Origin of the sequence: Pseudomonas sp. SWRI68, assembly GCF_014269165.1 — a bacterium.
GTDB lineage: Bacteria > Pseudomonadota > Gammaproteobacteria > Pseudomonadales > Pseudomonadaceae > Aquipseudomonas > Aquipseudomonas capeferrum.
Window position 1 is genome coordinate 26,058 of the sequence record NZ_JABWRU010000017.1, and the last position, 21,456, is coordinate 47,513.

A 21,456-nucleotide genomic window follows, 5' to 3' on the forward strand; every position below is an offset into this window, starting at 1 on the left:
GGGTAAATAACTTTAGTCGTATTGATTCATGGATTTATCGAGTTGCCGAGTCCGTTTATTGATCTGAATCAATACAGTTATGCAGTTAGTTGCCATCGCAGTGCATTGATCGATAAAACTTATCAAGCGATCAAGCCGGTCAATTGGTCCCTGCGGCATCCTGCCACTACAATGGCGGCCGCGACCTGCAAGGGGCGCCTTGATAAACGAGTGATGCCACGGCCCATTTAGTGTTTGCCAAAAAGTTGCGTTTATATCAACGCACTGCGAGTACCTATTGCCGCCGATTAGTGCCCGTCACCCAACTAGAACGACTTGCCGATTACACCCGTTGATAAGTAATGCCTGTTCGCCCGGTACCGAGCCGGGCTTAGATGAGGAGATGCCCATGGCACTTGGCAGACGACAATTTTTCAAACTTTGCACGGCCGGGGCGGCGGCAGCGACCAGCGTGTCGCTGGGCTTTGCACCGGCGGTGGCCAATGCCAGCCAGTCACGCCAATACAAGCTGTTGCGCGCCAAAGAGACACGCAACAACTGCACCTACTGCTCGGTAGGCTGCGGCATCCTCATGTACAGCCTGGGCGACGGTGCGAAGAACGCCAAGGCGCGCATCTTCCATATCGAAGGCGACCCGGACCACCCGGTCAGCCGGGGCTCGCTGTGCCCGAAAGGGGCGGGGCTGGTGGACTACATCCACAGCGAACAGCGCCTGCTGTACCCGGAGTACCGCGCCCCAGGCTCGGACACGTGGCAGCGCATCAGCTGGGACCATGCCATCGAGCGCATCGCCCGCCTGATGAAGGACGACCGCGATGCCAACTTCATCGAAAAGAACGCCAAGGGCGTAACCGTCAACCGTTGGCTGTCCACCGGCATGCTCTGTTCCTCGGCGGCCAGCAGCGAAACCGGCTCGCTCGATCAGCGCTTCACTCGCGCTCTGGGCATCCTCGGCACCGACAGCCAGGCCCGGGTGTGTCACGCCCCGACCGTATCGGCGCTGGCACCGACCTTTGGCCGTGGCGCCATGACCAACAACTGGGTGGACATCAAGAACGCCAACGTGGTGCTGATCATGGGCGGCAACCCCGCCGAAGCGCACCCGGTGGGCTTCAAGTGGGTGATCGAGGCGAAGATCCGCAACGGCGCCCAGGTGATCGTGGTCGACCCGCGCTTCAACCGCAGCGCCTCGGTGGCCGACCTGTACTCGCCGATCCGCGCCGGCTCCGACATCACCTTCCTCATGGGGGTGGTGAATTACCTGATCAGCCACGACCGTATCCAGCATGAGTACGTGCGTGCCTACACCAATGCCAGCCTGATCGTGCGCAGCGACTACAGTTTCGACGACGGCCTGTTCAGCGGTTACGACGCAGGCACCCGACGCTACGATCGCAGCTCCTGGGCCTACGAGCTCGACGAGCAGGGCTTTGCCAAGCGCGACATGTCGCTCAACCACCCGCGGTGCGTGTACAACCTGCTCAAGCAGCATGTCAGCCGCTACACGCCGGAGCGGGTCAACGAGTTGTGCGGTACGCCCAAGGACGATTTCCTGCAGATTTGCGAGATCCTTGCCAGCACCAGCGCACCAGACAAGACTGCGACCTTCCTCTATGCCCTGGGCTGGACCCACCACACCACGGGCGCCCAGATGATCCGCGGTTCGGGCATGATCCAACTGCTACTGGGCAATATCGGCATGGCCGGTGGCGGCGTCAACGCCCTGCGCGGGCACTCCAACATCCAGGGCTATACCGACCTGGGGCTGTTGTCGCAACGCCTGCCGGGTTACATGAACCTGCCGTCCGACAACCAGACCAGCGTCGAAACCTACCTCAAGGAAACCACCCCCAGCGCCCAGCTGCCGGGGCAGGTCAACTACTACCAGCACACACCCAAGTTCTTCATCAGCCTGATGAAGAGCCTGTGGGGCGACCAGGCCACCCGCGAGAACAACTGGGGCTTCGACTGGTTGCCCAAGTGGGACGACAGCTACGATGTGCTCAACTATTCCAACCGCATGTACGAAGGCAAGGTCAACGGCTACATTGCCCAGGGCTTCAACCCGATCGCGGCCTTCCCGGACAAGAACAAGGCTGCCGAGGCCTTGGCCAAGCTCAAGTTCCTGGTGATCATCGACCCGCTGGCGACCGAGACATCGAGCTTCTGGCAGAACCATGGCGAGTCCAACGACGTCGACCCGGCAGCCATCCAGACCGAGGTCTTCCGCCTGCCCTCCAGCTGCTTCGCCGAAGAGAACGGCTCGATCGTCAACTCCAGCCGTTGGCTGCAATGGCACTGGGCCGGCGCGGCGCCACCGGGTGAAGCCTGGCACGATGGCAAGATCCTCGGCCACCTGTTCATGAAGCTGCGCGAGCTGTATCGCCGCGAGGGCGGCGTGTGCCCCGAGCCCGTGTTGAACATGGCCTGGGACTACAAGAACCCCTACGACCCAGAACCCGAGGAAGTCGCCAAGGAGTCCAACGGCTACGCCCTGACCGACCTGCATGACGACAAGGGCAACCTGGTGCTGCGCAAGGGCCAGTTGCTGGACAACTTCGCCCAATTGCGTGACGACGGCAGTACCGCCTGCTTTAACTGGGTGTTCGCCGGTTCCTGGACCGAAGCCGGCAACCAGATGGCCCGCCGCGACAACGCCGACAGCGGCCTGGGCTGCACACCGGGCTGGGCGTGGGCCTGGCCGCAGAATCGCCGCATCCTCTACAACCGTGCCTCGGCCGACCCTCAGGGCAAGGCCTGGGACCCGAAGCGCCAGATCATTGCCTGGGATGGCAGCCGCTGGGCTGGCAGCGATGTGCCGGACTACCCGGTTACCGCCGCGCCCGGCAGCGATGTCAACCCGTTCATCATGCTGCCCGAAGGGGTAGGGCGGCTGTTTTCGGTCGGGGCCATGAACGATGGGCCGTTCCCTGAGCATTACGAACCGATCGAAAGCCCGCTGGTGTCCAACCCGCTGCACCCCAATGTCAGCAAGAGCCCGACCGCACGGCTGTACGAAAGCGACCGGGCGCGCATGGGCAGCCGTGAGGAGTTCCCTTACGTGGCCACCACCTATTCGATCACCGAGCTGTTCCGCCACTGGACCAAACACTCGCGGCTCAACGCGATCATCCAGCCCGAGCAGTTCATCGAGATTGGCGAAGTGCTGGCCAAGGAGAAGGGCATCGTCCAGGGCGACCTGGTGCGGGTGACCACCAAGCGCGGCTACATCAAGGCCAAGGCGGTGGTCACCAAGCGGGTCCAGCGCCTGGAGGTTGCCGGGCAGATGGTCGACACCATCGGCATCCCTTGCCACTGGGGCTTCGAAGGCGCTACCCGCAAGGGTTTTCTGGCCAACACGCTGACCCCAGGCGTGGGTGATTCCAACACCAACACCCCGGAATACAAAGCGTTCCTGGTGAACGTGGAAAAGGCCTGACGGAGCGACGCACATGTCCCTGCAATCCCAAGACATCATTCGCCGTTCGGCGACCAACGCCTTCACCCCCGCGCCCCGTGCCCGCGACCACCAGGCCGAGGTGGCCAAGCTGATCGACGTCAGCATCTGCATCGGCTGCAAGGCCTGCCAGGTAGCGTGCAACGAGTGGAACGACCTGCGTGACGAGGTCGGGCACAACGTCGGCGTGTACGACAACCCGGCCGATCTTACGCCAGACACCTGGACGCTGATGCGTTTCGACGAGCACCAGGACGAAAACGGCAAGCTGGAATGGCTGATCCGCAAGGATGGCTGCATGCACTGCGCCGACCCTGGCTGCCTGAAGGCTTGCCCGCAACCGGGTGCGATCATTCAGTACGCCAACGGTATCGTCGATTTCCAGTCCGAGCACTGCATCGGCTGCGGCTACTGCGTGGCCGGCTGCCCGTTCGATGTGCCGCGCATCAGCAAGAAGGACAACAAGGCCTACAAGTGCACGCTGTGCGTCGACCGGGTCACGGTCGGCCAGGAACCGGCCTGCGTTAAAACCTGCCCGACCGGCGCGATCAACTTCGGCAGCAAGGCCGACATGCTGGTGCGGGCCGAAGAGCGCGTGAGCGAACTGCAAGGCCGCGGCTTTGCCGGTGCCGGTATCTACGACCCGCAGGCCGTGGGTGGCACCCATGTGTTCTACGTGCTGCAACACGCCGACAAGCCGCAGCTGTACCACAAGCTCAACCCGGACCCGCGCATCAGCAGCGCCATCGAGGGCTGGAAAGGCTGGCTGAAGCCGGTGGCCGCCGCAGCGTTCTTCGCCACCCTGGCGGGCACGGTGTTCCACTACATCGGTGTTGGCCCCAACGAAGTCGAGGAAGACGAAAAGGAGACCCAGGTATGAACAAGGACCGACTGATTCTGCGCACGCGCTTCATCGACCGGGCCAGCCACTGGTTCATGGTCATCTGTTTCTTCCTGGTGGCGATGTCGGGGCTGTCGTGGTTCTTCCCGTCGCTGAACTGGCTCAACGGGGTGTTCGGCACGCCACAGCTGGCGCGTATCCTTCACCCGTTTTTCGGGGTGGTGGTGTACGTGGTGCTGATGTTCCTGTTCGTGCGCTTTGTCAGGTACAACCTGCCCGAACGTGAAGACGCCATCTGGTTTCGCAACGTCAACAAGGTGCTGGCAGGCGATCACAGCCAGCCGCTGCGCATCGGCAAGTACAACGCCGGCCAGAAGATCCTGTTTTGGGGGATCATGGGCCTGATCACCTTGCTGATGGGCAGTGGCGTGATCATCTGGCGGCCGTGGTTTGCCGATTACTTCAGCATCCCGCTGATCCGCATTGCCCTGTTTACCCATGCCCTGGCCGGCATCTCGCTGATCTTGCTGATCATCGGCCACGCTTACCTGGCGTTCTGGGTCAAGGGCTCGATTCGCGGCATGATCACAGGCTACGTCTCGCGTACCTGGGCCAAGTCGCACCATGACCGCTGGTACCAGCAGATCAGCAACAAGAGTGAGAAGAAATGAGCAGCAGCATCAAACTGACGGCGGTCGAGCAGCCCAGCGGTGGCGTGGGCGCTATCAGCGCCTTGTTGCTGCCGCAATTGGGTCAGCACTTTGCCAAGCGCGCAGCGCGTTTGCGCCAGCTGGCCGAGGGGCATGAGCAGGCTGATTACCTGGGCTTCGCCGCCACCGTTGCACAGGCCCAGCAGCGGCTGCTGGAGCGTTTTCCGGTGCCTGCGCCCGAGCTTGAGGCCCTTGCCCAGCGGATGGGCGACGCTGCGCCGTTAGCGGTGCAGCAGTTGCCGCGTTCGCGTTACTGGCAGCAAGCGCTCGAAGCGTTGATCGAAGAGCTGCGCGCTGAGGCCAGCGGCCCGGTACGCGCCGCGCTGGATGCGCTTGCCGCATTGAGCCACGAACAGCGCGAAGCCTGCGCCGAGCACCTGCTGCAGGGCCGCTATGGCGAAGTGGACAGCGGCCAGGCGCTGTTCCTGTGGGCCGCCCTGGGGCTGTACTTCGTGCAACTTGCGGCGGCACTGCCTGCCCATGCCCACGCGGCAGTGGGGGAGCACCGCCAGTTCTGCCCGGTATGCGCCAGCGCGCCGGTGGCCAGCGTCATCCTCACGGGCAAGCGTGCCGGGCTGCGCTATTTGCATTGCGGGCTGTGCGAGAGCCGCTGGCACATGGTGCGGGTCAAGTGCAGCAATTGCGAACACACCGGCAAACTGGACTATTGGTCGCTGGAGCGTCAGGACAGTGCGGTCAAGGCAGAAAGCTGCGGCGACTGCGAAAGCTACCTCAAGGCGTTCTATTACGAGCACGACCCGGCGCTGGAACCTGTCGCCGATGACCTGGCCACGCTGCGGCTGGATGCCGAGCTTGAAGGGCAAGGCTTTGCCCGTAGCAGCATCAACCCATTTCTGTTTCCGGGTTGATGCGGCGTAACACTGCGGCATACTGACGCCTTCCCCAACCCAGGAAGGTAAGGCTCATGCTGGCATCGTTGTTCGCCGTTCTGGCACCCGTGTTCATCGTTGCCGGCATTGGTTTCGCCTGGGCTCGCAAAGGCTTGGACTACCCCACCGAGTTCATCGCCAGGATCGTGATGACGGTCGGCACGCCCTCGCTGGTGCTGTCGACCTTGAGCCGCACCGAACTGGACCCGACGGCGTTCACCAGCATGGCCGTGGCCTGCCTGTTGTGCACGCTGGGCATGGCCCTGGCAGGGCTGCTGGTGTGCCGCGTCTCGGGGCAACACTGGCGGGTGCTGTTGCCGGCGTTCATGTTCCCCAATACCGGCAACATGGGCCTGCCGATCAGCCTGTACGCCTTCGGCGAGCATGGGCTGGCCCTGGCGGTGGCGTTTTTCCTGACCCTGTCGATCGTGCAGTTCACCATCGGCATGGCCATCTCGGGCACGGCGGCGTCACTCAAGGCGCTGGCCCGCAACCCCATCGTGATCAGCCTGGCGGGGGCGATGCCGATCATCTTTCTCGATTTCGAACTGCCGCATTGGTTGGCCAACACGGCAGACCTGCTTGGCGGCATGACCATACCGCTGATGCTGCTGACCCTGGGGGTATCGTTGGCCAGCATCCGCTTGCAGCATGTCGGCAGCGGCATCCTGTTGGGTGGGCTGCGTATCGTGCTGGGCGCGGCAGTGGGTTGGGCCGTGGGCGCGGGGCTGGGCATGGAACCGCTGGAGCGGGCGGTGCTGATGCTGCAGTCCGCGATGCCGGTGGCGGTGTTCAACTACCTGATGGCGGTACGGGCCAATCGCTCGCCCGAGCAGGTGGCGAACCTGGTGATGTGTTCGACTGTGCTGTCGTTTGCCTGGTTGCCGGTTGTGCTGGCTGCATGGTTGTAGCGCGTAGGTTTACGTTGTGGGGGGCAGTTGTGTTGTTCGAGTTTTTTTGGGTGGGGCTGGAGATTGTAGGGAGGGGCATCAGGTGCCTGGCTTGGTTTCTTCAGGGGGGCGGATATCGAGCGCCGCCCGCGCGGCGCATCGCGACGCAAGGCCGCTCCTACATTCGTTTCGGGCCAGTGAGGCCAGTGGCATTTGCGCGCGACCGCCTTGTTTGTACGACGCGATATTGAGGGGGCACCAAGGGGCCGCGCGCCAATGCCACAGGAATAATTGGCCCGAAACGAATGAGCGGCCTTGCGTCGCGATGCGCCGCGCGGGCGGTGCTCGATATCAGCACCACCGCCAAGCCAAAGCCAGGCAAACCCCACGGCCTAGAGCGGCAAGACGGCACCTCGGCAGGTACCTACTGCCCGTCACGGGTGTCGATGCTCACCACCACCGACATACCTGGCCGTAACCGTTTTGCCTGGGGCTGGTCGGCATCCACGGTGATGCGCACCGGGATCCGCTGGGCAATCTTGACGAAGTTGCCGGTGGCGTTGTCCGCCTGCAGCAGCGCGAACTCGGAGCCGGTGGCCGGCGAAATCTGCTGCACATGGCCGTACAGCTTCAGGTGGTTCAAGGCATCCACGGTGAAACTCACCGGCTGGCCGATACGCACTGCGGCCATCTGGGTTTCCTTCAGGTTGGCGATCACCCACAGCGTGTCGGGCACCAGCGCCATCAATTGCGCACCCGAGTTCACGTAGGCCCCCAGGCGCGTGCCAATCTGCCCCAGCTGGCCGTCGCGCGGGGCGGTCACACGGGTGTTGTCGAGGTCGATGCGGGCCAGCTCCACGGCGGCCTTGGCATTTTCCACCGCGGCTTGCAGCGCAGCCCGGTTGACCACCACGGTTTCCCGGTCCTGGCGGGCGATTTCCAGTGCAGCCTTGGCCTGGGCCAGGCTGGCGACGGCAGCCGCCTGGCTGGCACGGGCCAGGTCCAGCTCGCGGCGCGACACCGAGCCGTCGCTGACCAGTGCCTGGTTACGGCCGAGGTCGGCCTTGGCCTTGGTCGCTTGGGCTGCCGCATCACCGATGGCAGCCTGACGCTGGGCGATGGTGGCCTCGGCACTGTTGCGTTGCTGCAGGTTATTGGCCAGTGCCGCCTGTTGCTGTTGCAATTGGGCGATGGCCTGGGCCAGGCGTTGCTTGTAGATGCGGTCGTCCAGTTGCACCAGCAGGTCGCCCGCCTTGACGAACTGGAAGTCATGCACCGGTACATCGACGATGTAGCCACTGAGTTGCGGGCCGATGATGGTCACCTGGCCGCGCACCAGGGCATTTTCGGTACTCTCGATGGCGCTGCCGAACGGCGGCAGGCGCCAGGCATAGAGCACCAACAGGATGCCGGCCAGGGCTACGCAGGCAAAACTGACCGTCGACAGGATGCGCACCCGGCGCGAGCGTACCGGGCTGGTCGGTTCACTGGGGGGCGGCGTGCCTTCCGGGGTCTCGGCGAGGGCGGTGGTGGTGGTCGTGCGGGTTTCGTCGGTCATCGGGTAGGCGCGCTACGGCTAGAGTCGGAGGAGGTGGCCTTGGCGGCCGTGTACCAGAGCCAGGTGCTGCGGATGCAGATCCAGACCATGGTCAGGATAGCGATGCTGCCGATCAGCATGAAGACATCGTTGTAGGCCATCACGTTGGCCTCCCGGGTGGCCGCACTGGCTAGCACGCGCAGGCCGGCTTCGCTGCGCAGCGCCGGGTCGGCGAGGATCCCGGCATAACCGCCGCCACCGCTTTGCACGCGGGCGTTGACCAGCGGCTCAAGGTAACTGAGCCGGTCCATCAGGTGGCTGGAGTGAAATTTTTCCCGCCAGGTCTGGAAGGTGCCGAGCAGCGCTGCGCCAATCAGGCCGCCGAGGTTGTTGCAGATGCCGAACAGCACCGAAAAACTCACCAGGTTGCGCGGGTTGGCCCGCACATGGCTGATGCCCAGGGCCATCGACGGGCCCAGGAAGAAGGTGCTGCCGAAGGCCAGCAGGAACTGGCTAAGGTACATCTGCGCCGGGCGCGTGAGGTTGCTTGAGCTGCTGTCCATGAAGGCCCCGACGGCCATTGCCAGCAGCGAAACCAGCAGCGGGATGACCAGGTGCTTGGGGTCGATGGTCAGGGCGCTGGTGGCAAGGCCGGCCACCGCGCCGAACAGCATGATCGCGTACAGCGTGCGCATCTGCTCGCTGCCCATGTTCAGCGCCTGCAGAAACCCCACCGCACCAGTGGACTGCTCCGAGGTCACCATGCGAATCAGGATCACGCACAGGGCCAGGCGGATGATCGTGCCGCTGCCCAGCCAGCGTGTCATCAGCAAGGGGTTCTGGCGATTGTGTTCAATGGCCAGGCCGCTGAATATCAGGCCGATCGACGACGCCAGCGCCACACCGATCCAAGGCGCCTCCAGCCACCAGTCGATGCGCCCCAGCGACAGTGCGGCGCAAAGCAGGGCGGTGCCGCTGGCCATCAGGGTGAAGGTCAGAAAGTCGAGCGGCTCGAAGGTCTTGAAGCGGTCGCCAGGCGGCAACTTGAGCATCAGCACGCAACCCAGTGCGGCCAGTGCCAAGCCCAACTCGAACAGGTACAACCCGCGCCATTCAGCGATCTGCAACAAGTCTTCGGAGAAGATCCGCGCCAGCGGCAAGGCCAGCTGCGAGGCGCCAAGGCCCAGGACCATAGCCTTGAGCCGCCACTGCGCAGGGAACGCCTGGATCATGTAGTACAGGCCCAGCGAACTGAGCGCGGCGCCGACCATGCCGTGGGCGGCGCGCACGGCGATTGCCGAGTTCAGGTCATTGACGAACAGGTGGGCAAAGGTGACCAGTACATAGAGCACCAGGAACACTTCGGTGAAGGCGCGCAAGCCGAACTGCTGGCGAAACTTGACCAGCAGCAGGTTCATCGACACGTTGGTCATCACATAGGCGGCCGGCAGCCAGGCCATTTCGGCGGTGGTCGCCCCAAGGGCACCCTGCAGGAACACCAGGTTGGCCGTTACCAGCGCGCTGCCCAGGCCACCGGTGATCGCCACCAGCAGCCCCACCACCCCATAGGCCAGGCGTTTTCCGGGCGTGTGCAGGGGAGTAGAGGGCGACCCAGGCAGGCTGGGTTTTTCGTGCGGGAGCCACTGGCGTGGGGCGTATTTGTTCATAGGCAGACTGTACGTGACGGGCATGGGCATTAAAACTGTCTGCGCTCACGTTTGCCGCGCCTACAACGCGTTGGCCAGGAAGCTGGCGGTGCGGCTGTCTTTGCACTGGGCAACCGATTGTGGCGTCCCACTGACCACCACCTTGCCGCCGGCATCCCCAGCCCCCGGCCCGATGTCGATCACCCAGTCGCTTTGCGCCACCACGCGCATGTCATGCTCGACCACCACCACGCTATGCCCGGCATCGACCAGGCGATTGAGTTGTACCAGCAGGCGGTCGATGTCCTGCGGATGCAGCCCGTTGGTGGGCTCGTCCAGCACGTACAGCGTCGCCCCGCGCGCGGTGCGCTGCAGCTCGGTGGCCAGCTTGATGCGTTGCGCCTCGCCGCCGGACAGCTCGGTGGCCGGCTGACCCAGGCGCAGGTAACCCAGGCCGATATCCTGCAGGACCTGCAGGCAGCGTCGTACCGGCGGTTGTTCGGCGAACACCGCAAGGGCCTGGTCAACGGTCAGTTGCAGCACCTGGGCGATGTTCATGCCCTGCCAGGTCACTGCCAGGGTATCGGGGTTGTAGCGGGCGCCATGGCAGGTGGGGCAGGGTGCATACACGCTGGGCATGAACAGCAGCTCGACGCTGACGAACCCTTCACCCTCGCAGTTCTCGCAACGGCCCTTGGCAACGTTGAACGAAAACCGCCCGGCATCGAAGCCGTTCGCCTTGGCCTGCTCGGTGCTGGCGAACAGCTTGCGCACGTAGTCGAACAGGCCGGTGTAGGTGGCAAGGTTGGAGCGCGGCGTGCGGCCGATGGGCTTCTGGTCGACCTGCACCAGCCGCTTGATGTTGTCCAGGCCCGCACTGACACGGCCTGCGCTGGTCTGCTCGGGCTCGTCCTCCAGGCTCTGCTCCTCGGGCTCGGCACGCTGTGCGGCATGGCCCAGGTGGGCACCGACCAGTTCCAGCAGCGCCTGGCTGACCAGGCTCGACTTGCCCGAGCCGGAAATACCGGTCACCGAGGTGAAGCACCCCAAAGGGAACCGGGTGCTGAGGTTGTTGAGGTTGTTGCGGGTGATGCCCTCCAGCTGCAGCCAGGCCTGCGCCTTTCGTGGCGCCCGAGCGGCTGGCTGCTGCGGGGCAAAGAGATAGGCGCGGGTGCGCGATACCTCGACCTCGGCCAGGCCTGCGGGCGGGCCGCTGTACAGTACCTGCCCGCCATGCTCGCCGGCTGCCGGGCCGACGTCCACCAGCCAGTCGGCGCGGCGCATGGTATCCAGGTCGTGCTCAACCACGTATACCGAATTGCCCGCCTGCTTGAGCCGTTGCAGGGCGTCGAACAGCGCTTCGCTGTCGGCCGGGTGCAGGCCGGCCGACGGTTCGTCGAGCACGTAGATGACGCCGAACAGTTGCGAGTTGAGCTGGGTGGCCAGGCGCAGGCGTTGCAGTTCGCCCGAGGACAGTGTCGGCGTGCTGCGTTCCAGGGCCAGGTAGCCGAGGCCCAGGTCAATCAGCGGCGCGATTCGTTCCAGCAGTTCGTGGGCGATGCGCTGGGCGGCCAGGCGCTTTTCCAGGGTCAGGGTGTCTTCATGCTGTTGCAGATAACCGGGGGCTGCCACCGAGCGGAACACCTCGGCTAGCGTCTGCAAAGGCAGGCGTGACAGCTCGCCGATGTCGCGGCCGGCGAAGGTCACGGCCAGCGCTGCGCGCTTGAGCCGTTTGCCCTGGCACAGCGGGCAGTGGCTTGGGCGCATGAATTGGGAGACGCGCTTGCGCATCTGCGCGCTCTGCGAATGCATGAACGTGTGCATCACGTAGCGCCGGGCGCCGCTGAAGGTGCCTTGGTAGCTGGGTTCGAGCTTGCGCTTGAGCGCGGCGCGGGTCTGCGCCGGGCTGAGCCCGGCGTAGACCGGCACGGTGGGGGTTTCTTCGGTGTAGAGGATCCAGTCGCGTTGCTCCTGGGGCAGGTCGTGCCAGGGGGTGTCAACGTCATAGCCCATGGTCACCAGGATATCGCGCAGGTTCTGGCCCTGCCAGGCCATCGGCCACGCGGCCACCGCCCGCTCACGTATGGTCAGCGACGGGTCGGGGACCATGGTTGCCTCGTTCACCTCGTAGACACGGCCCAGGCCGTGGCATTCGGGGCAGGCCCCTTGTGGGGTATTGGGCGAGAAGTCTTCGGCGTACAGCATGGCCTGCCCGGCCGGGTAGTGGCCGGCACGCGAATAGAGCATGCGGATCGAGCTGGACAATGTGGTGACGCTGCCCACCGACGAACGCGCGCTTGGCGTGCCGCGTTGCTGCTGCAGGGCCACCGCAGGGGGCAGGCCTTCGATGGCGTCCACGTCGGGTACGCCAACCTGGTCGATCAGGCGCCGGGCATAGGGCGCGACCGATTCGAAGTAGCGGCGCTCGATCTCATAGGCGAAAAAACTCCCAAGACATACCCATAGCCGCCCGCCCGCAATCCCCCTTCGCTGCCATGTTCCACCCCGTGGAACCACATTCAATTGTGCTCCGGCCCCCGTCGCGCTTATCTGTCCGTAACCACGACCTGCCTTCCCCGTCGTGATCTCAAAGCGAACAACAAGAACGGGACCCACCCGCGCGAGGAGATTCCACATGCCGCACCATCAGCACATCCTGGCCTGGCTCAACGACGTGGCCAGCGACCTGCACGCCATCCGCCACGATATCCACGCTCACCCCGAACTCGGTTTCGAAGAAAGCCGCACCTCGGCCCTGGTCGCGCAATTGCTCAAAGACTGGGGCTACGAAGTACACACCGGCATCGGCAAGACCGGCGTGGTCGGCGTGCTGCGCAACGGCAGCAGCCCACGCAAGCTCGGCCTGCGTGCCGACATGGACGCGCTGCCCATTCACGAGGCCACCGGCGCTGCCTACAGCAGCCGCCACCAAGGCTGCATGCACGCTTGCGGCCATGACGGGCATACCACCATGTTGCTGGGTGCCGCCCGTTACCTGGCTGCTACCCGCCAGTTCGATGGCACGCTGACGCTGATCTTCCAGCCGGCTGAAGAGGGCCAAGGTGGCGCCGAGGCGATGCTCGCCGACGGCCTGCTGGAGCGCTTCCCCTGCGATGCCTTGTTCGGCATGCACAACATGCCCGGGCTGCCAGCCGGGCACCTGGGCTTCCGTGAGGGGCCGATGATGGCCTCGCAGGACTTGCTCACGGTGACCATCGAGGGGGTCGGTGGGCATGGTTCCATGCCGCACCTGACGGTCGACCCGCTGGTGGCAGCGGCCAGTGTGGTGATGGCACTGCAAACGGTGGTGGCACGCAATATCGATGCCCAGGAAGCGGCGGTAGTGACCGTCGGTGCGCTGCAGGCGGGCGAGGCAGCCAACGTGATCCCGCAGCAGGCCCTGCTGCGTCTGAGCTTGCGCGCCCTGAATGCCGAGGTGCGCGCACAGACCCTGGAGCGGGTGCAGGCGATCATCGTCAGCCAGGCGCAGAGCTATGGCTGCACCGCCAGCATCGAGCATCGTCCCGCTTACCCGGTGCTGGTCAACCACGCCGCCGAAAACGCCTTTGCCCACCAGGTCGGTGTCGAACTGCTCGGCGCCGACGCGGTGGATGGCAATACCCGCAAGCTGATGGGCAGCGAGGACTTTGCCTGGATGCTGCAGCGCTGCCCTGGCGCCTACCTGTTCATCGGCAATGGCGTGAAGCGGCCGATGGTGCACAACCCGGCCTATGACTTCAACGACGACATCCTGCTGACCGGCGCCGCTTACTGGGGCGCGCTGACCGAGCGCTGGCTCGAGCCCGCCTGAGCCCTGCATTGACGACTGCCGCTGGAACCCGGGCGCGAGCGTGCCTGGGCGATCACTTGAAGCGTTTCTGGCCAACAGATTGATGGAGTGCTCCGCATGCAGACTTCCAATACAGGCGCGTCGCGTACCCGGCAAGTGGTCGCGGCGGTCATCGGCAATGCCCTGGAGTGGTATGACTTTATCGTGTACGGCTTTCTGGCCAGCATCATCGCCCGCCAGTTCTTCCCCTCCGACGACGAGTACGCCTCGCTGCTGATGGCCTTGGCCACCTTCGGCGTGGGCTTTTTCATGCGCCCGGTGGGCGGGGTGCTGCTAGGTATGTATTCCGACCGCAAGGGGCGCAAGGCGGCGATGCAACTGATCATCCGCCTGATGACGGTGTCCATCGCGATGATCGCCTTTGCCCCCAGCTACCTGGCCATCGGCATGGGCGCGCCGCTGCTGATCGTGGTGGCGCGCATGCTGCAGGGCTTTGCCACGGGCGGTGAATACGCCAGTGCCACCGCGTTTCTGGTGGAAAGCGCACCGGCCCACCGCAAGGGGCTGTATGGTTCGTGGCAACTGGTGGGGCAGTGCCTGGCGGTGTTCAGCGGGGCGGCGATGGTGGCGCTGGTCACCCACCTGTGCACGCCCGAGGCCTTGGACAGCTGGGGCTGGCGGATCCCGTTCGTGATCGGCTTGCTGATCGGCCCGGTGGGGCTGTGGATTCGCAAGCACATGGAAGAGCCCGAGGAGTTCCTCGAAGCCCGCAAGCAGGCCAAGGGCCAGGCGCCGAGTTTGTGGCAGGTACTGCGTGAGCACCGCCGCAGCCTGTTGGTGTCGATGGGCTTGGCCTGTGGGGCGACGGTGTCGTTCTATGTCGTGCTGGTGAACATGCCAACCTTCGCCCACAAGAACCTGGGCTTGCCGCTGGACCAGGTGCTGCTGGTGCAGATGCTGGCCGTGGGCCTGATGACCGTGGTGATCCCCCTGGCGGGTGCGTTATCGGACCGCCTGGGCCGGCGGCCGGTGCTGATGGCCTTTACCTTGGCGTTCTTCGTGATGGTCTACCCGTTGTATGTCTGGGTAGCGGCGGCGCCCTCGATCGAGCGCCTGCTGGTGATGCAACTGCTGCTGTGCACTGCCATCGGCGGCTTCTTCGGCCCGGCGCCGACCGCCCTGGCCGAGCAGTTCCCGATCGAGGTGCGCTCCACTGGGGTGTCGGTAGCCTACAACGTTGCGGTGATGGTGTTCGGCGGCTTCGCCCCGCTGATCGTCACTTGGCTGAGCAAGGTGCTCGGCACGCCGGTAGCGCCGTCGTTCTATGTGCTATTCGCGTGCCTGCTGACGCTGCTGGGCACCTATTGCCTGAAAGAGGCCCCGCGTGCTGGCAAGGCTGTTGCCTTCAACCTTGGAGTGAAACCGTGAACCTGTTAGCCATCGACCCGATCGTTGCCCTGGATGCCGAGGCGCTGTCCCAGGCTATTCATGCCCGCCAAGTGTCGTGCCGTGAAGTGATGCAGGCCTACCTGGGCCATATCGAACGCTTCAACCCGCAGGTCAATGCGCTGGTGTCGCTGCGCGAGGGCGCGGTGCTGATGGCCGAGGCCGACGCGCGCGACCGCGAGCTGGCGGGCGGGCAGTCGCGAGGCTGGATGCATGGCATGCCGCAGGCGGTCAAGGACCTGGCGGCCACGGCGGGGCTGCGTACCACGCTGGGCTCGCCGCTGTTCGCCGAGCATGTGCCCGAGCAGGATGCGCTCAGCGTGGCGCGGGTGCGCGCCAGCGGTGCGATCATCATCGGCAAGAGCAATGTGCCGGAGTTCGGCCTCGGCTCGCAAAGCTACAACACGCTGTTCGGCACCACCCTCAACGCCTACGACCCGAGCCGCGTGGCCGGTGGCAGCAGTGGCGGGGCAGCTGCGGCCCTGGCCCTGCGCTTGCTGCCGGTGGCCGATGGCAGCGACATGATGGGCTCGCTACGCAACCCGGCGGCGTTCAACAATGTGTTTGGCCTGCGCCCTTCGCAAGGGCGGGTGCCATATGGGCCGACACCGGAGCTGTTCATGCAGCAGCTGGCCACCGAGGGCCCGATGGGGCGCACGGTGACAGATGTGGCGCGGCTACTGTCGGTCCAGGCCGGCCATGACGTGCGGGTGCCATTGTCACTGCGCGACGGCCCGCGCGACTTCGCCCATGGGCTGCCGCGTGATTTCAAGGGCGTGCGGGTCGGCTGGCTGGGCAGCCATGACGGTTACCTGCCGATGGATGACGGGGTAATGGGCCTGTGCGAAGCGGCCTTGGCGGACTTTGCCGCGCTGGGTTGCGAAGTCGAAGCGTGCCAGCCAGGCTTCGAGATGGCGCGCCTGTGGCAATGCTGGCTGACTCACCGCCACTTCCTGGTGCACGGAAGCCTGAGCGCAGCCTATGCCCACCCCGCGAAGCGCGCACTGCTCAAGCCCGAGGCGCGCTGGGAGGTTGAAGGGGGCCTGCGCCTGACGGCGGCGGACGTTTACCAGGCCTCGCTGGACCGCAGCGCCTGGTACCAGGCGTTGAACACCCTGTTCGAACGTTACGATTTTCTGCTGTTGCCTGCTGCCCAGGTGTTCCCTTTCGACGCAGCCCAAGCGTGGCCGAAGGTGGTCGGCGGGCAGGCGATGGACACCTACCACCGCTGGATGGAGGTAGTCATCGGCCCGACGTTGGCCGGCTTGCCGAGCATGAGCGTACCGGTTGGCTTCAATGCCGCGGGGCTGCCGATGGGCCTGCAGATCATAGGCCCCGCCCAGGCCGACCATGCCGTGCTGCAGCTGGCGTATGCCCATGAACAACTGACCCGTTGGGTCGAGCGGCAGCCGCCTAATTGCCTGCAATCACGTTGAGCCCCCTGGGCAGGCGCGTTTTTTGCTGGGCATCATGACCATCCACGCAGAGACAGGGAGGTCAGACACATGGGCACCACGACAGACAGCGGCGGCGTGCGCTCGGTGGAGCGGGCGCTGGCCATCGTCGATTTGCTCGGCGAACATCAGGCGTTAGGGCTGGAGGAGCTGCATTACCTGACGGCCCTGCCCAAGGCCACGGTGTCGCGAATGCTGGCCACCTTGCAGGAGCAGGGCTGGGTCTACCGGGGCTTGAGTGATCGGCGTTATCGCCTGTGCGCCCGGCGCCTGTTCGGTGACCGCCAGTTGCGTTTGAAGCGGCGCCTGGTCGAACACGCAGCGCCCTGGTTGCTGGAACTGAGCGAGCGCACCGGGCTGGTGGCGGACCTGTCGTGCTTCGATGGCGAGCGCCTTGAAGTGATGGAAAGCGCCATCCCCCTGGTGCTGCGCAAGCGCTACCCGAACAACTGCCAGATCGTCGGGCACCATGCCAGCCTGTTTCACTCGGCAATGGGGCGGGCATGCCTGGGGGAAATGCACAGCGACGAAGTGCAGCGCCTGGCCAGCCACCAGCAGTTGGGTGATGAAACACTGTTGCGCGATATCGAGGACGATGCGCACAAGGGCTTTGGTCAGCGCACCGAGGGGCACTGGGAGTACCCGGTGCGGTTGCCGTTCCTGATCCGGGCGATCGCGTTGCCGGTACGGGTTGAGGGGCGGCTGGCGGGTAGCATTGCCTTGCACTGGCCGGAGGACCAGGCGCCGGTGGAGCGGGTGTTGAGCCTGCATCTGCAGCGCTTGGCAGCGACAGTGGGCCAGGTGCAGCAGGCGCTGGAGGCTTGAGGGTGCTGTGCGAGATCACGGGCCCTTTCGCCCTGCGGCCTCACGAAACCCACTCGGGCTCACCCCTGAGTGCTTGCGGAAAAACCGGCTGAAGTAGCCCACATCGACAAACCCCAGCTCATGGGCGATCTCTTTCACACTGAGGCTCGAATGCCCCAGCGCCCGTTTGGCCTCCAACACCAGGCGGGCATTGATGACATTCATCGGCGTCATGCCCAGATGCTCCTGGCACAGCCGCCCCAGCGTGGCCAAGGTCAGCCCGAGCTCACCGGCGTAATCACCGAGCGACCAATGCGCGCGGTAGTGCATGTCCACCAGCTCACGGAACCTGGTCAGTTGCTGGCTGCGCCTCGACGGTAGACGCTGCTCGCCGGCGCGGGCCTGCGGCTCGTGGCGCAACACCTGGATCATCAGCGTCAGCAGCAGCGACATGCTGCACGCCACATGCTCGCGGGCGCGGTTGTGGTATTCCTCACGCAGTGCGCGGCACAGCGGTAGCAGCGGGTCTTCGTCGGCGTCCCACTGCGGCAGGGCGATCACCTGGGGTTTGCGCACCTGTGCCAGCAGGTTGGGTGCCAGTACCTGGGCGATACTTTCCAGCGGATGCTGCGCCGCCGTGATCACCTGGCCCTCGACCGCGCCGGCCCAATGAAAACCATGCACCACCTGCGCCGGCACGTACACCACGCAGGGCGCCCGGGCCTGCACGTGGTCACTGTCGAACAGCACTTCACCGGCCCCGCTTTGCAGGTACAGCAGCTGCAGCAGGCCTTCATGACGGTGCGCGGCAATCTCCCAGTTGTGGGCGCCGGAGCGTTGCGAGATCGACTCCACATGCAGGGACTCGTGCCACACCGGCTGCGCGGTTTCGCCGTACAGGGCGTAGTTGGGGATCTTGTTCATGGTCTTGTAGTTATTGTTGTGATCGCTACCCGGCTACTGTGCCACAGCGGCTTGCCGGGTTAAGGGCCAGTGGACGAAATTGTCGGGAATGTGGGGTGGGTTGCAGGTTTTGTCCATTCTGCCCGGGCACGTGCCAGCCCTAGGCTGTTTGCCAGATGAAGCGACACTCTGGAGAGCAGCATGCATAACAACAAGATGACGACTGATCACTGGCTGGGCCTGGACTCTGCCGTTTGCGTGGTAACCGGCGCGGCCGGCGGCATTGGCGCGGCCCTGGCTTCCGCGTTGGTGGGGCAGCATGCCCATGTGGTGTTGCTGGATCGCGACCTGGATAAATGCCGCGAGCTGGCGGCGACCCTGGGCGAGCACAGCGTCGGCGAGGTCAGCGCGCTGGGCTGCGACATCGCCGACCCCGACAGCGTCAGCCAGGCGGCGGCACAGGTGCAGGCGCTGCACGGTCGCTGCGATGTACTGGTCAACAACGCCAGCGTGTTGCGCCCCGGTGCCCTTGAAACGCTGAGCCTGGAGCAATGGAACCAGGTACTGGCGGTCAACCTCAGCGGCTACCTGCTGTGTTCCCAGGCCTTCGGCCGTTCGATGCTTGCCCGTGGCCAGGGGCGCATCGTGCATATTGCGTCCATCGCCGCTCATTACCCACAACCCAACAGCGGTGCCTACAGCGCGGCCAAGGCCGGTGTCAGCCTGTTGTCGCGGCAAATAGCCGTGGAGTGGGGCCCGCGCGGGGTGCGTAGCAATGCGGTGTGCCCCGGGTTAATCCGCACGCCGTTGTCGGCCGCGTTCTACGCCGACCCGCACATCGAGCGCCAGCGCAGCGCCATGACCGCCAACCAGCGGATCGGCGAGCCGCAGGACATCGCTGAAGCAGTCCTGTTTCTCGCCAGCCCACGTGCCGACTACATCAACGGTGCCGAGCTGACCGTCGATGGTGGGTTGGAGAGCATGCCCATGGCATTGATCCCACGCCCAGGCTTCGAGGGCGTTCGCCCATGAACACGCGCAGCTGCGATGTACTGGTGGTGGGGGCGGGGGCCGGTGGCCTGGCGACGGCGATCACCGCGAAAAAGCACGGCCTGGATGTGATCGTGATCGAGAAGGCGGACTGCTTCGGCGGCACCACGGCGTTTTCCGGCGGGGTGCTGTGGGTGCCGTGCAGCCGACATGGGGTAAACGACAGCGAGGCGGCGGCACTTACCTACTTGCGCAACGAAACCGGCGACTGCTTCGACGAAGCGGCGGTCAAGGCGTTTCTGCGCCACGGGCCACGGATGGTGGACTTCTTCGAGCGCGAGACAGCCGTCAAATTCGTCCCCACCCTGTACCCCGACTACCACCCGCAGGTGGAGGGTGGCGTCGAGGTCGGCCGCTCGATACTGGCGGCGCCCTACGATATCCGGGGCCTGGGGCCAGACATGGCACGCCTGCGGCCACCGCTCAAGACCATCACTTTCATCGGCATGATGTTCAACTCGTCGAATGCCGACCTCAAGCACTTCTTCAATGTCACGCGTTCACTGACGTCGTTCGCTTATGTGGCCAAGCGCTTGCTGACCCATTTCAAAGAGCTGGCGCTGTACCGGCGTGGTACTCAGGTCACCAGCGGCAATGCCTTGGCGGCGCGGCTGGTGAGGTCGGCGCTGGACCTGGGTATTCCGATTCTGACCGGCACCCCGGCCAGGCAACTGTTACTTGAAGGCAATCGGGTCACGGGGGTGTTGGCCAAGCAAGGCGACAGCGAGCTGCGTATCGAAGCGCGGCGGGCTGTGGTGCTGGCTTGTGGCGGGTTCTCCCACGACCTGCAGCGGTTGAAGCAGGCCTACCCGCATGTGCGTCGCGGCGGTGAGCATTTTTCGCCGGTGCCTGAAGGAAACACGGGTGATGGTGCCCGCATGGCCGAAACATTGGGCGCCAAGGTCGATATCCGCCTGCAAGCCGCAGCGGCCTGGATGCCGGTATCGAAAGTGCCCATGGGGACAGGGCGCTATGTTGCCTTTCCGCATTTGCTCGATCGTTACAAGCCCGGTGTGATCGGGGTGCTGCGCTCGGGCAAGCGCTTCACCAACGAATCGAATTCCTACCACGATGTGGGGGCAGCGTTGATCGAAGCCTGTGCCGAGCAGCCGGAAACCGCCATGTGGCTGGTCTGTGACCGCCGCACCCTGGCCAAGTATGGCCTGGGCTTCGCCAAGCCCGCGCCAATGCCGCTGGGGCCGCTGTTGCGCAATGGCTACCTGCTCAAGGGGCGCAGCCTCGCAGCGCTGGCCGGCAAGGCCGGGATCGATGCCGCCGGGCTGGAGCAGACCGTGCGTGAGTACAACCTGGGCGCCGTTCAGGGTGAGGACCGCCAGTTCGGGCGTGGCACTACCCGCTTCAATCGTTATCTGGCCGACCCGCAACACACGCCCAACCCTTGCGTGGCGCCGCTGGGCGAGGGGCCTTACTTTGCCGTGAAGGTGATCATGGGCGACTTGGGTACCTTCGACGGGATCCGCACCAGTGTGGTCGGCGAAGTGCTTGGCACCGATGAGCGGGCCATCGAGGGGCTGTATGCCGTTGGCAACGACCGCGCAAGCATCATGGGCGGCAACTACCCCGGTGCAGGCATCACCCTGGGGCCGATCATGACCTTTGGCTACATCACCGGGCGCCATCTGGCAGGCGTCGAACAAGGCCTGGCGACTGCGGCCAATGCACGGGAGGTGGCGTGATGGACAAGGCCATTGTCGACCATCGGATCTACACCATCCGCCCACGTGGCATGGCGGCGTTTCTCGAGGCCTTCGACCAGTTGGCGATGCCGATTCTGCTGCGCCATCTGGGGGCGCCACTGGCCTTCTACACCAGCAGCATCGGCCCGCTGAACCAGGTGGTGCACCTGTGGGGCTACGACAGCCTGGAGGACTTCGAAACGCGCAGCGCCGCCCGCGATGCCGACCCGGACTTCGCCGCCTACCTGCACGCCACCCGTGACCTGGTGGTGGCCCAGGAGACGCGGATCATCAGGCCGGTGCGGCTGCACAGCCTCGCTCACCGCTAATGCCACCGGGGC

General features: G+C 64.9%; 15 protein-coding genes and 1 pseudogene. 12 read left to right on the plus strand and 4 right to left on the minus strand.

Features of this window, described 5'->3' with window-relative positions:
- Positions 1 to 388: 388 nt before the first annotated feature.
- The 5 genes from fdnG to HU770_RS20690 are packed head-to-tail and all read left to right on the plus strand — an operon-like array spanning position 389 to position 6,809.
- The gene (gene fdnG, locus HU770_RS20670; RefSeq protein WP_186665241.1) at positions 389 to 3,439 is read left to right on the plus strand and encodes a formate dehydrogenase-N subunit alpha; all 3,051 of its coding nucleotides are present in this window, start codon (positions 389 to 391) and stop codon (positions 3,437 to 3,439) included.
- Between the two features lie 13 nt (positions 3,440 to 3,452).
- A complete protein-coding gene (gene fdxH, locus HU770_RS20675; protein ID WP_186665243.1) occupies positions 3,453 to 4,337 on the plus strand; it encodes a formate dehydrogenase subunit beta in 885 nt (294 codons plus the stop codon).
- Positions 4,334 to 4,969 (plus strand): formate dehydrogenase subunit gamma, encoded by a 636-nt coding sequence (locus tag HU770_RS20680; RefSeq protein WP_033698072.1) that lies wholly within the window; start codon positions 4,334 to 4,336, stop codon positions 4,967 to 4,969. The genes fdxH and HU770_RS20680 overlap by 4 nt, the downstream gene beginning before the upstream one ends.
- Positions 4,966 to 5,877, plus strand: a complete 912-nt coding sequence (gene fdhE, locus HU770_RS20685) for a formate dehydrogenase accessory protein FdhE (protein WP_186661398.1) — start codon at positions 4,966 to 4,968, stop codon at positions 5,875 to 5,877. Before HU770_RS20680 ends, fdhE begins: the two co-directional genes overlap by 4 nt.
- A 56-nt stretch (positions 5,878 to 5,933) precedes the next feature.
- Positions 5,934 to 6,809 carry an AEC family transporter gene (locus tag HU770_RS20690; protein WP_186665245.1) on the plus strand — a complete coding sequence of 292 codons (876 nt, stop codon included), beginning with the start codon at positions 5,934 to 5,936 and terminating at the stop codon, positions 6,807 to 6,809.
- A gap of 403 nt (positions 6,810 to 7,212) precedes the next feature.
- Here HU770_RS20690 and HU770_RS20695 read toward each other — a convergent pair whose 3' ends face one another.
- From HU770_RS20695 to uvrA, 3 genes and pseudogenes are all read right to left on the minus strand, one after another.
- Entirely contained in the window at positions 7,213 to 8,346 is a 1,134-nt protein-coding gene (locus tag HU770_RS20695; RefSeq protein ID WP_186665247.1) for an HlyD family secretion protein, read from the minus strand.
- Positions 8,343 to 9,992, minus strand: a complete 1,650-nt coding sequence (locus tag HU770_RS20700; RefSeq protein WP_033698066.1) for an MFS transporter — start codon at positions 9,990 to 9,992, stop codon at positions 8,343 to 8,345. Before HU770_RS20700 ends, HU770_RS20695 begins: the two co-directional genes overlap by 4 nt.
- Before the next feature lie 60 nt (positions 9,993 to 10,052).
- Positions 10,053 to 12,398 (minus strand): annotated as a pseudogene (gene uvrA / locus HU770_RS20705) (excinuclease ABC subunit UvrA); the annotation flags it as partial.
- Between the two features lie 208 nt (positions 12,399 to 12,606).
- Between uvrA and HU770_RS20710 the strand changes: the two are divergent.
- From HU770_RS20710 to HU770_RS20725, 4 genes are all read left to right on the plus strand, one after another.
- On the plus strand, positions 12,607 to 13,782 hold the full coding sequence (locus HU770_RS20710) for a M20 aminoacylase family protein (RefSeq protein WP_186665249.1): 1,176 nt from the start codon (positions 12,607 to 12,609) through the stop codon (positions 13,780 to 13,782).
- Positions 13,783 to 13,878: 96 nt separating this feature from the next.
- On the plus strand, positions 13,879 to 15,189 hold the full coding sequence (locus HU770_RS20715) for a citrate-proton symporter (RefSeq protein WP_186653647.1): 1,311 nt from the start codon (positions 13,879 to 13,881) through the stop codon (positions 15,187 to 15,189).
- Positions 15,186 to 16,643: an amidase gene (locus tag HU770_RS20720; protein WP_186665251.1), complete on the plus strand. Its 1,458-nt coding sequence runs from the start codon at positions 15,186 to 15,188 to the stop codon at positions 16,641 to 16,643. The genes HU770_RS20715 and HU770_RS20720 overlap by 4 nt, the downstream gene beginning before the upstream one ends.
- A gap of 69 nt (positions 16,644 to 16,712) precedes the next feature.
- On the plus strand, positions 16,713 to 17,486 hold the full coding sequence (locus HU770_RS20725) for an IclR family transcriptional regulator (RefSeq protein ID WP_033698056.1): 774 nt from the start codon (positions 16,713 to 16,715) through the stop codon (positions 17,484 to 17,486).
- A gap of 15 nt (positions 17,487 to 17,501) precedes the next feature.
- Here the strand turns inward: HU770_RS20725 and HU770_RS20730 are convergent, their stop codons facing one another.
- Positions 17,502 to 18,389, minus strand: coding sequence for a helix-turn-helix domain-containing protein (locus HU770_RS20730; RefSeq protein WP_186653641.1), 888 nt, complete (start codon positions 18,387 to 18,389; stop codon positions 17,502 to 17,504).
- A gap of 180 nt (positions 18,390 to 18,569) precedes the next feature.
- On the opposite strand from HU770_RS20730, the gene HU770_RS20735 reads away from it, so the two are divergent.
- The 3 genes from HU770_RS20735 to HU770_RS20745 are packed head-to-tail and all read left to right on the plus strand — an operon-like array spanning position 18,570 to position 21,444.
- Positions 18,570 to 19,400 carry an SDR family oxidoreductase gene (locus HU770_RS20735; protein WP_186665253.1) on the plus strand — a complete coding sequence of 277 codons (831 nt, stop codon included), beginning with the start codon at positions 18,570 to 18,572 and terminating at the stop codon, positions 19,398 to 19,400.
- Complete coding sequence (locus HU770_RS20740; RefSeq protein WP_186665261.1) at positions 19,397 to 21,115, plus strand: FAD-dependent oxidoreductase; 1,719 nt, start codon at positions 19,397 to 19,399, stop codon at positions 21,113 to 21,115. Before HU770_RS20735 ends, HU770_RS20740 begins: the two co-directional genes overlap by 4 nt.
- Positions 21,115 to 21,444, plus strand: coding sequence for an NIPSNAP family protein (locus HU770_RS20745; RefSeq protein WP_186653632.1), 330 nt, complete (start codon positions 21,115 to 21,117; stop codon positions 21,442 to 21,444). The genes HU770_RS20740 and HU770_RS20745 overlap by 1 nt, the downstream gene beginning before the upstream one ends.
- The last annotated feature ends 12 nt before the right edge of the window (positions 21,445 to 21,456 follow it).

Excerpts from the sequence above, each read along its gene's own strand:
- fdhE (WP_186661398.1), top strand. The coding sequence starts at position 4,966 with ATGAGCAGCAGCATCAAACTGACGGCGGTCGAGCAGCCCAGCGGTGGC.
- HU770_RS20695 (WP_186665247.1), bottom strand. The coding sequence starts at position 8,346 with ATGACCGACGAAACCCGCACGACCACCACCACCGCCCTCGCCGAGACC.
- HU770_RS20700 (WP_033698066.1), bottom strand. The coding sequence starts at position 9,992 with ATGAACAAATACGCCCCACGCCAGTGGCTCCCGCACGAAAAACCCAGC.
- HU770_RS20680 (WP_033698072.1), top strand. The coding sequence starts at position 4,334 with ATGAACAAGGACCGACTGATTCTGCGCACGCGCTTCATCGACCGGGCC.
- HU770_RS20715 (WP_186653647.1), top strand. The coding sequence starts at position 13,879 with ATGCAGACTTCCAATACAGGCGCGTCGCGTACCCGGCAAGTGGTCGCG.
- HU770_RS20725 (WP_033698056.1), top strand. The coding sequence starts at position 16,713 with ATGGGCACCACGACAGACAGCGGCGGCGTGCGCTCGGTGGAGCGGGCG.
- HU770_RS20710 (WP_186665249.1), top strand. The coding sequence starts at position 12,607 with ATGCCGCACCATCAGCACATCCTGGCCTGGCTCAACGACGTGGCCAGC.
- HU770_RS20740 (WP_186665261.1), top strand. The coding sequence starts at position 19,397 with ATGAACACGCGCAGCTGCGATGTACTGGTGGTGGGGGCGGGGGCCGGT.
- fdxH (WP_186665243.1), top strand. The coding sequence starts at position 3,453 with ATGTCCCTGCAATCCCAAGACATCATTCGCCGTTCGGCGACCAACGCC.
- HU770_RS20730 (WP_186653641.1), bottom strand. The coding sequence starts at position 18,389 with ATGAACAAGATCCCCAACTACGCCCTGTACGGCGAAACCGCGCAGCCG.
- HU770_RS20745 (WP_186653632.1), top strand. The coding sequence starts at position 21,115 with ATGGACAAGGCCATTGTCGACCATCGGATCTACACCATCCGCCCACGT.
- fdnG (WP_186665241.1), top strand. The coding sequence starts at position 389 with ATGGCACTTGGCAGACGACAATTTTTCAAACTTTGCACGGCCGGGGCG.
- HU770_RS20690 (WP_186665245.1), top strand. The coding sequence starts at position 5,934 with ATGCTGGCATCGTTGTTCGCCGTTCTGGCACCCGTGTTCATCGTTGCC.
- HU770_RS20735 (WP_186665253.1), top strand. The coding sequence starts at position 18,570 with ATGCATAACAACAAGATGACGACTGATCACTGGCTGGGCCTGGACTCT.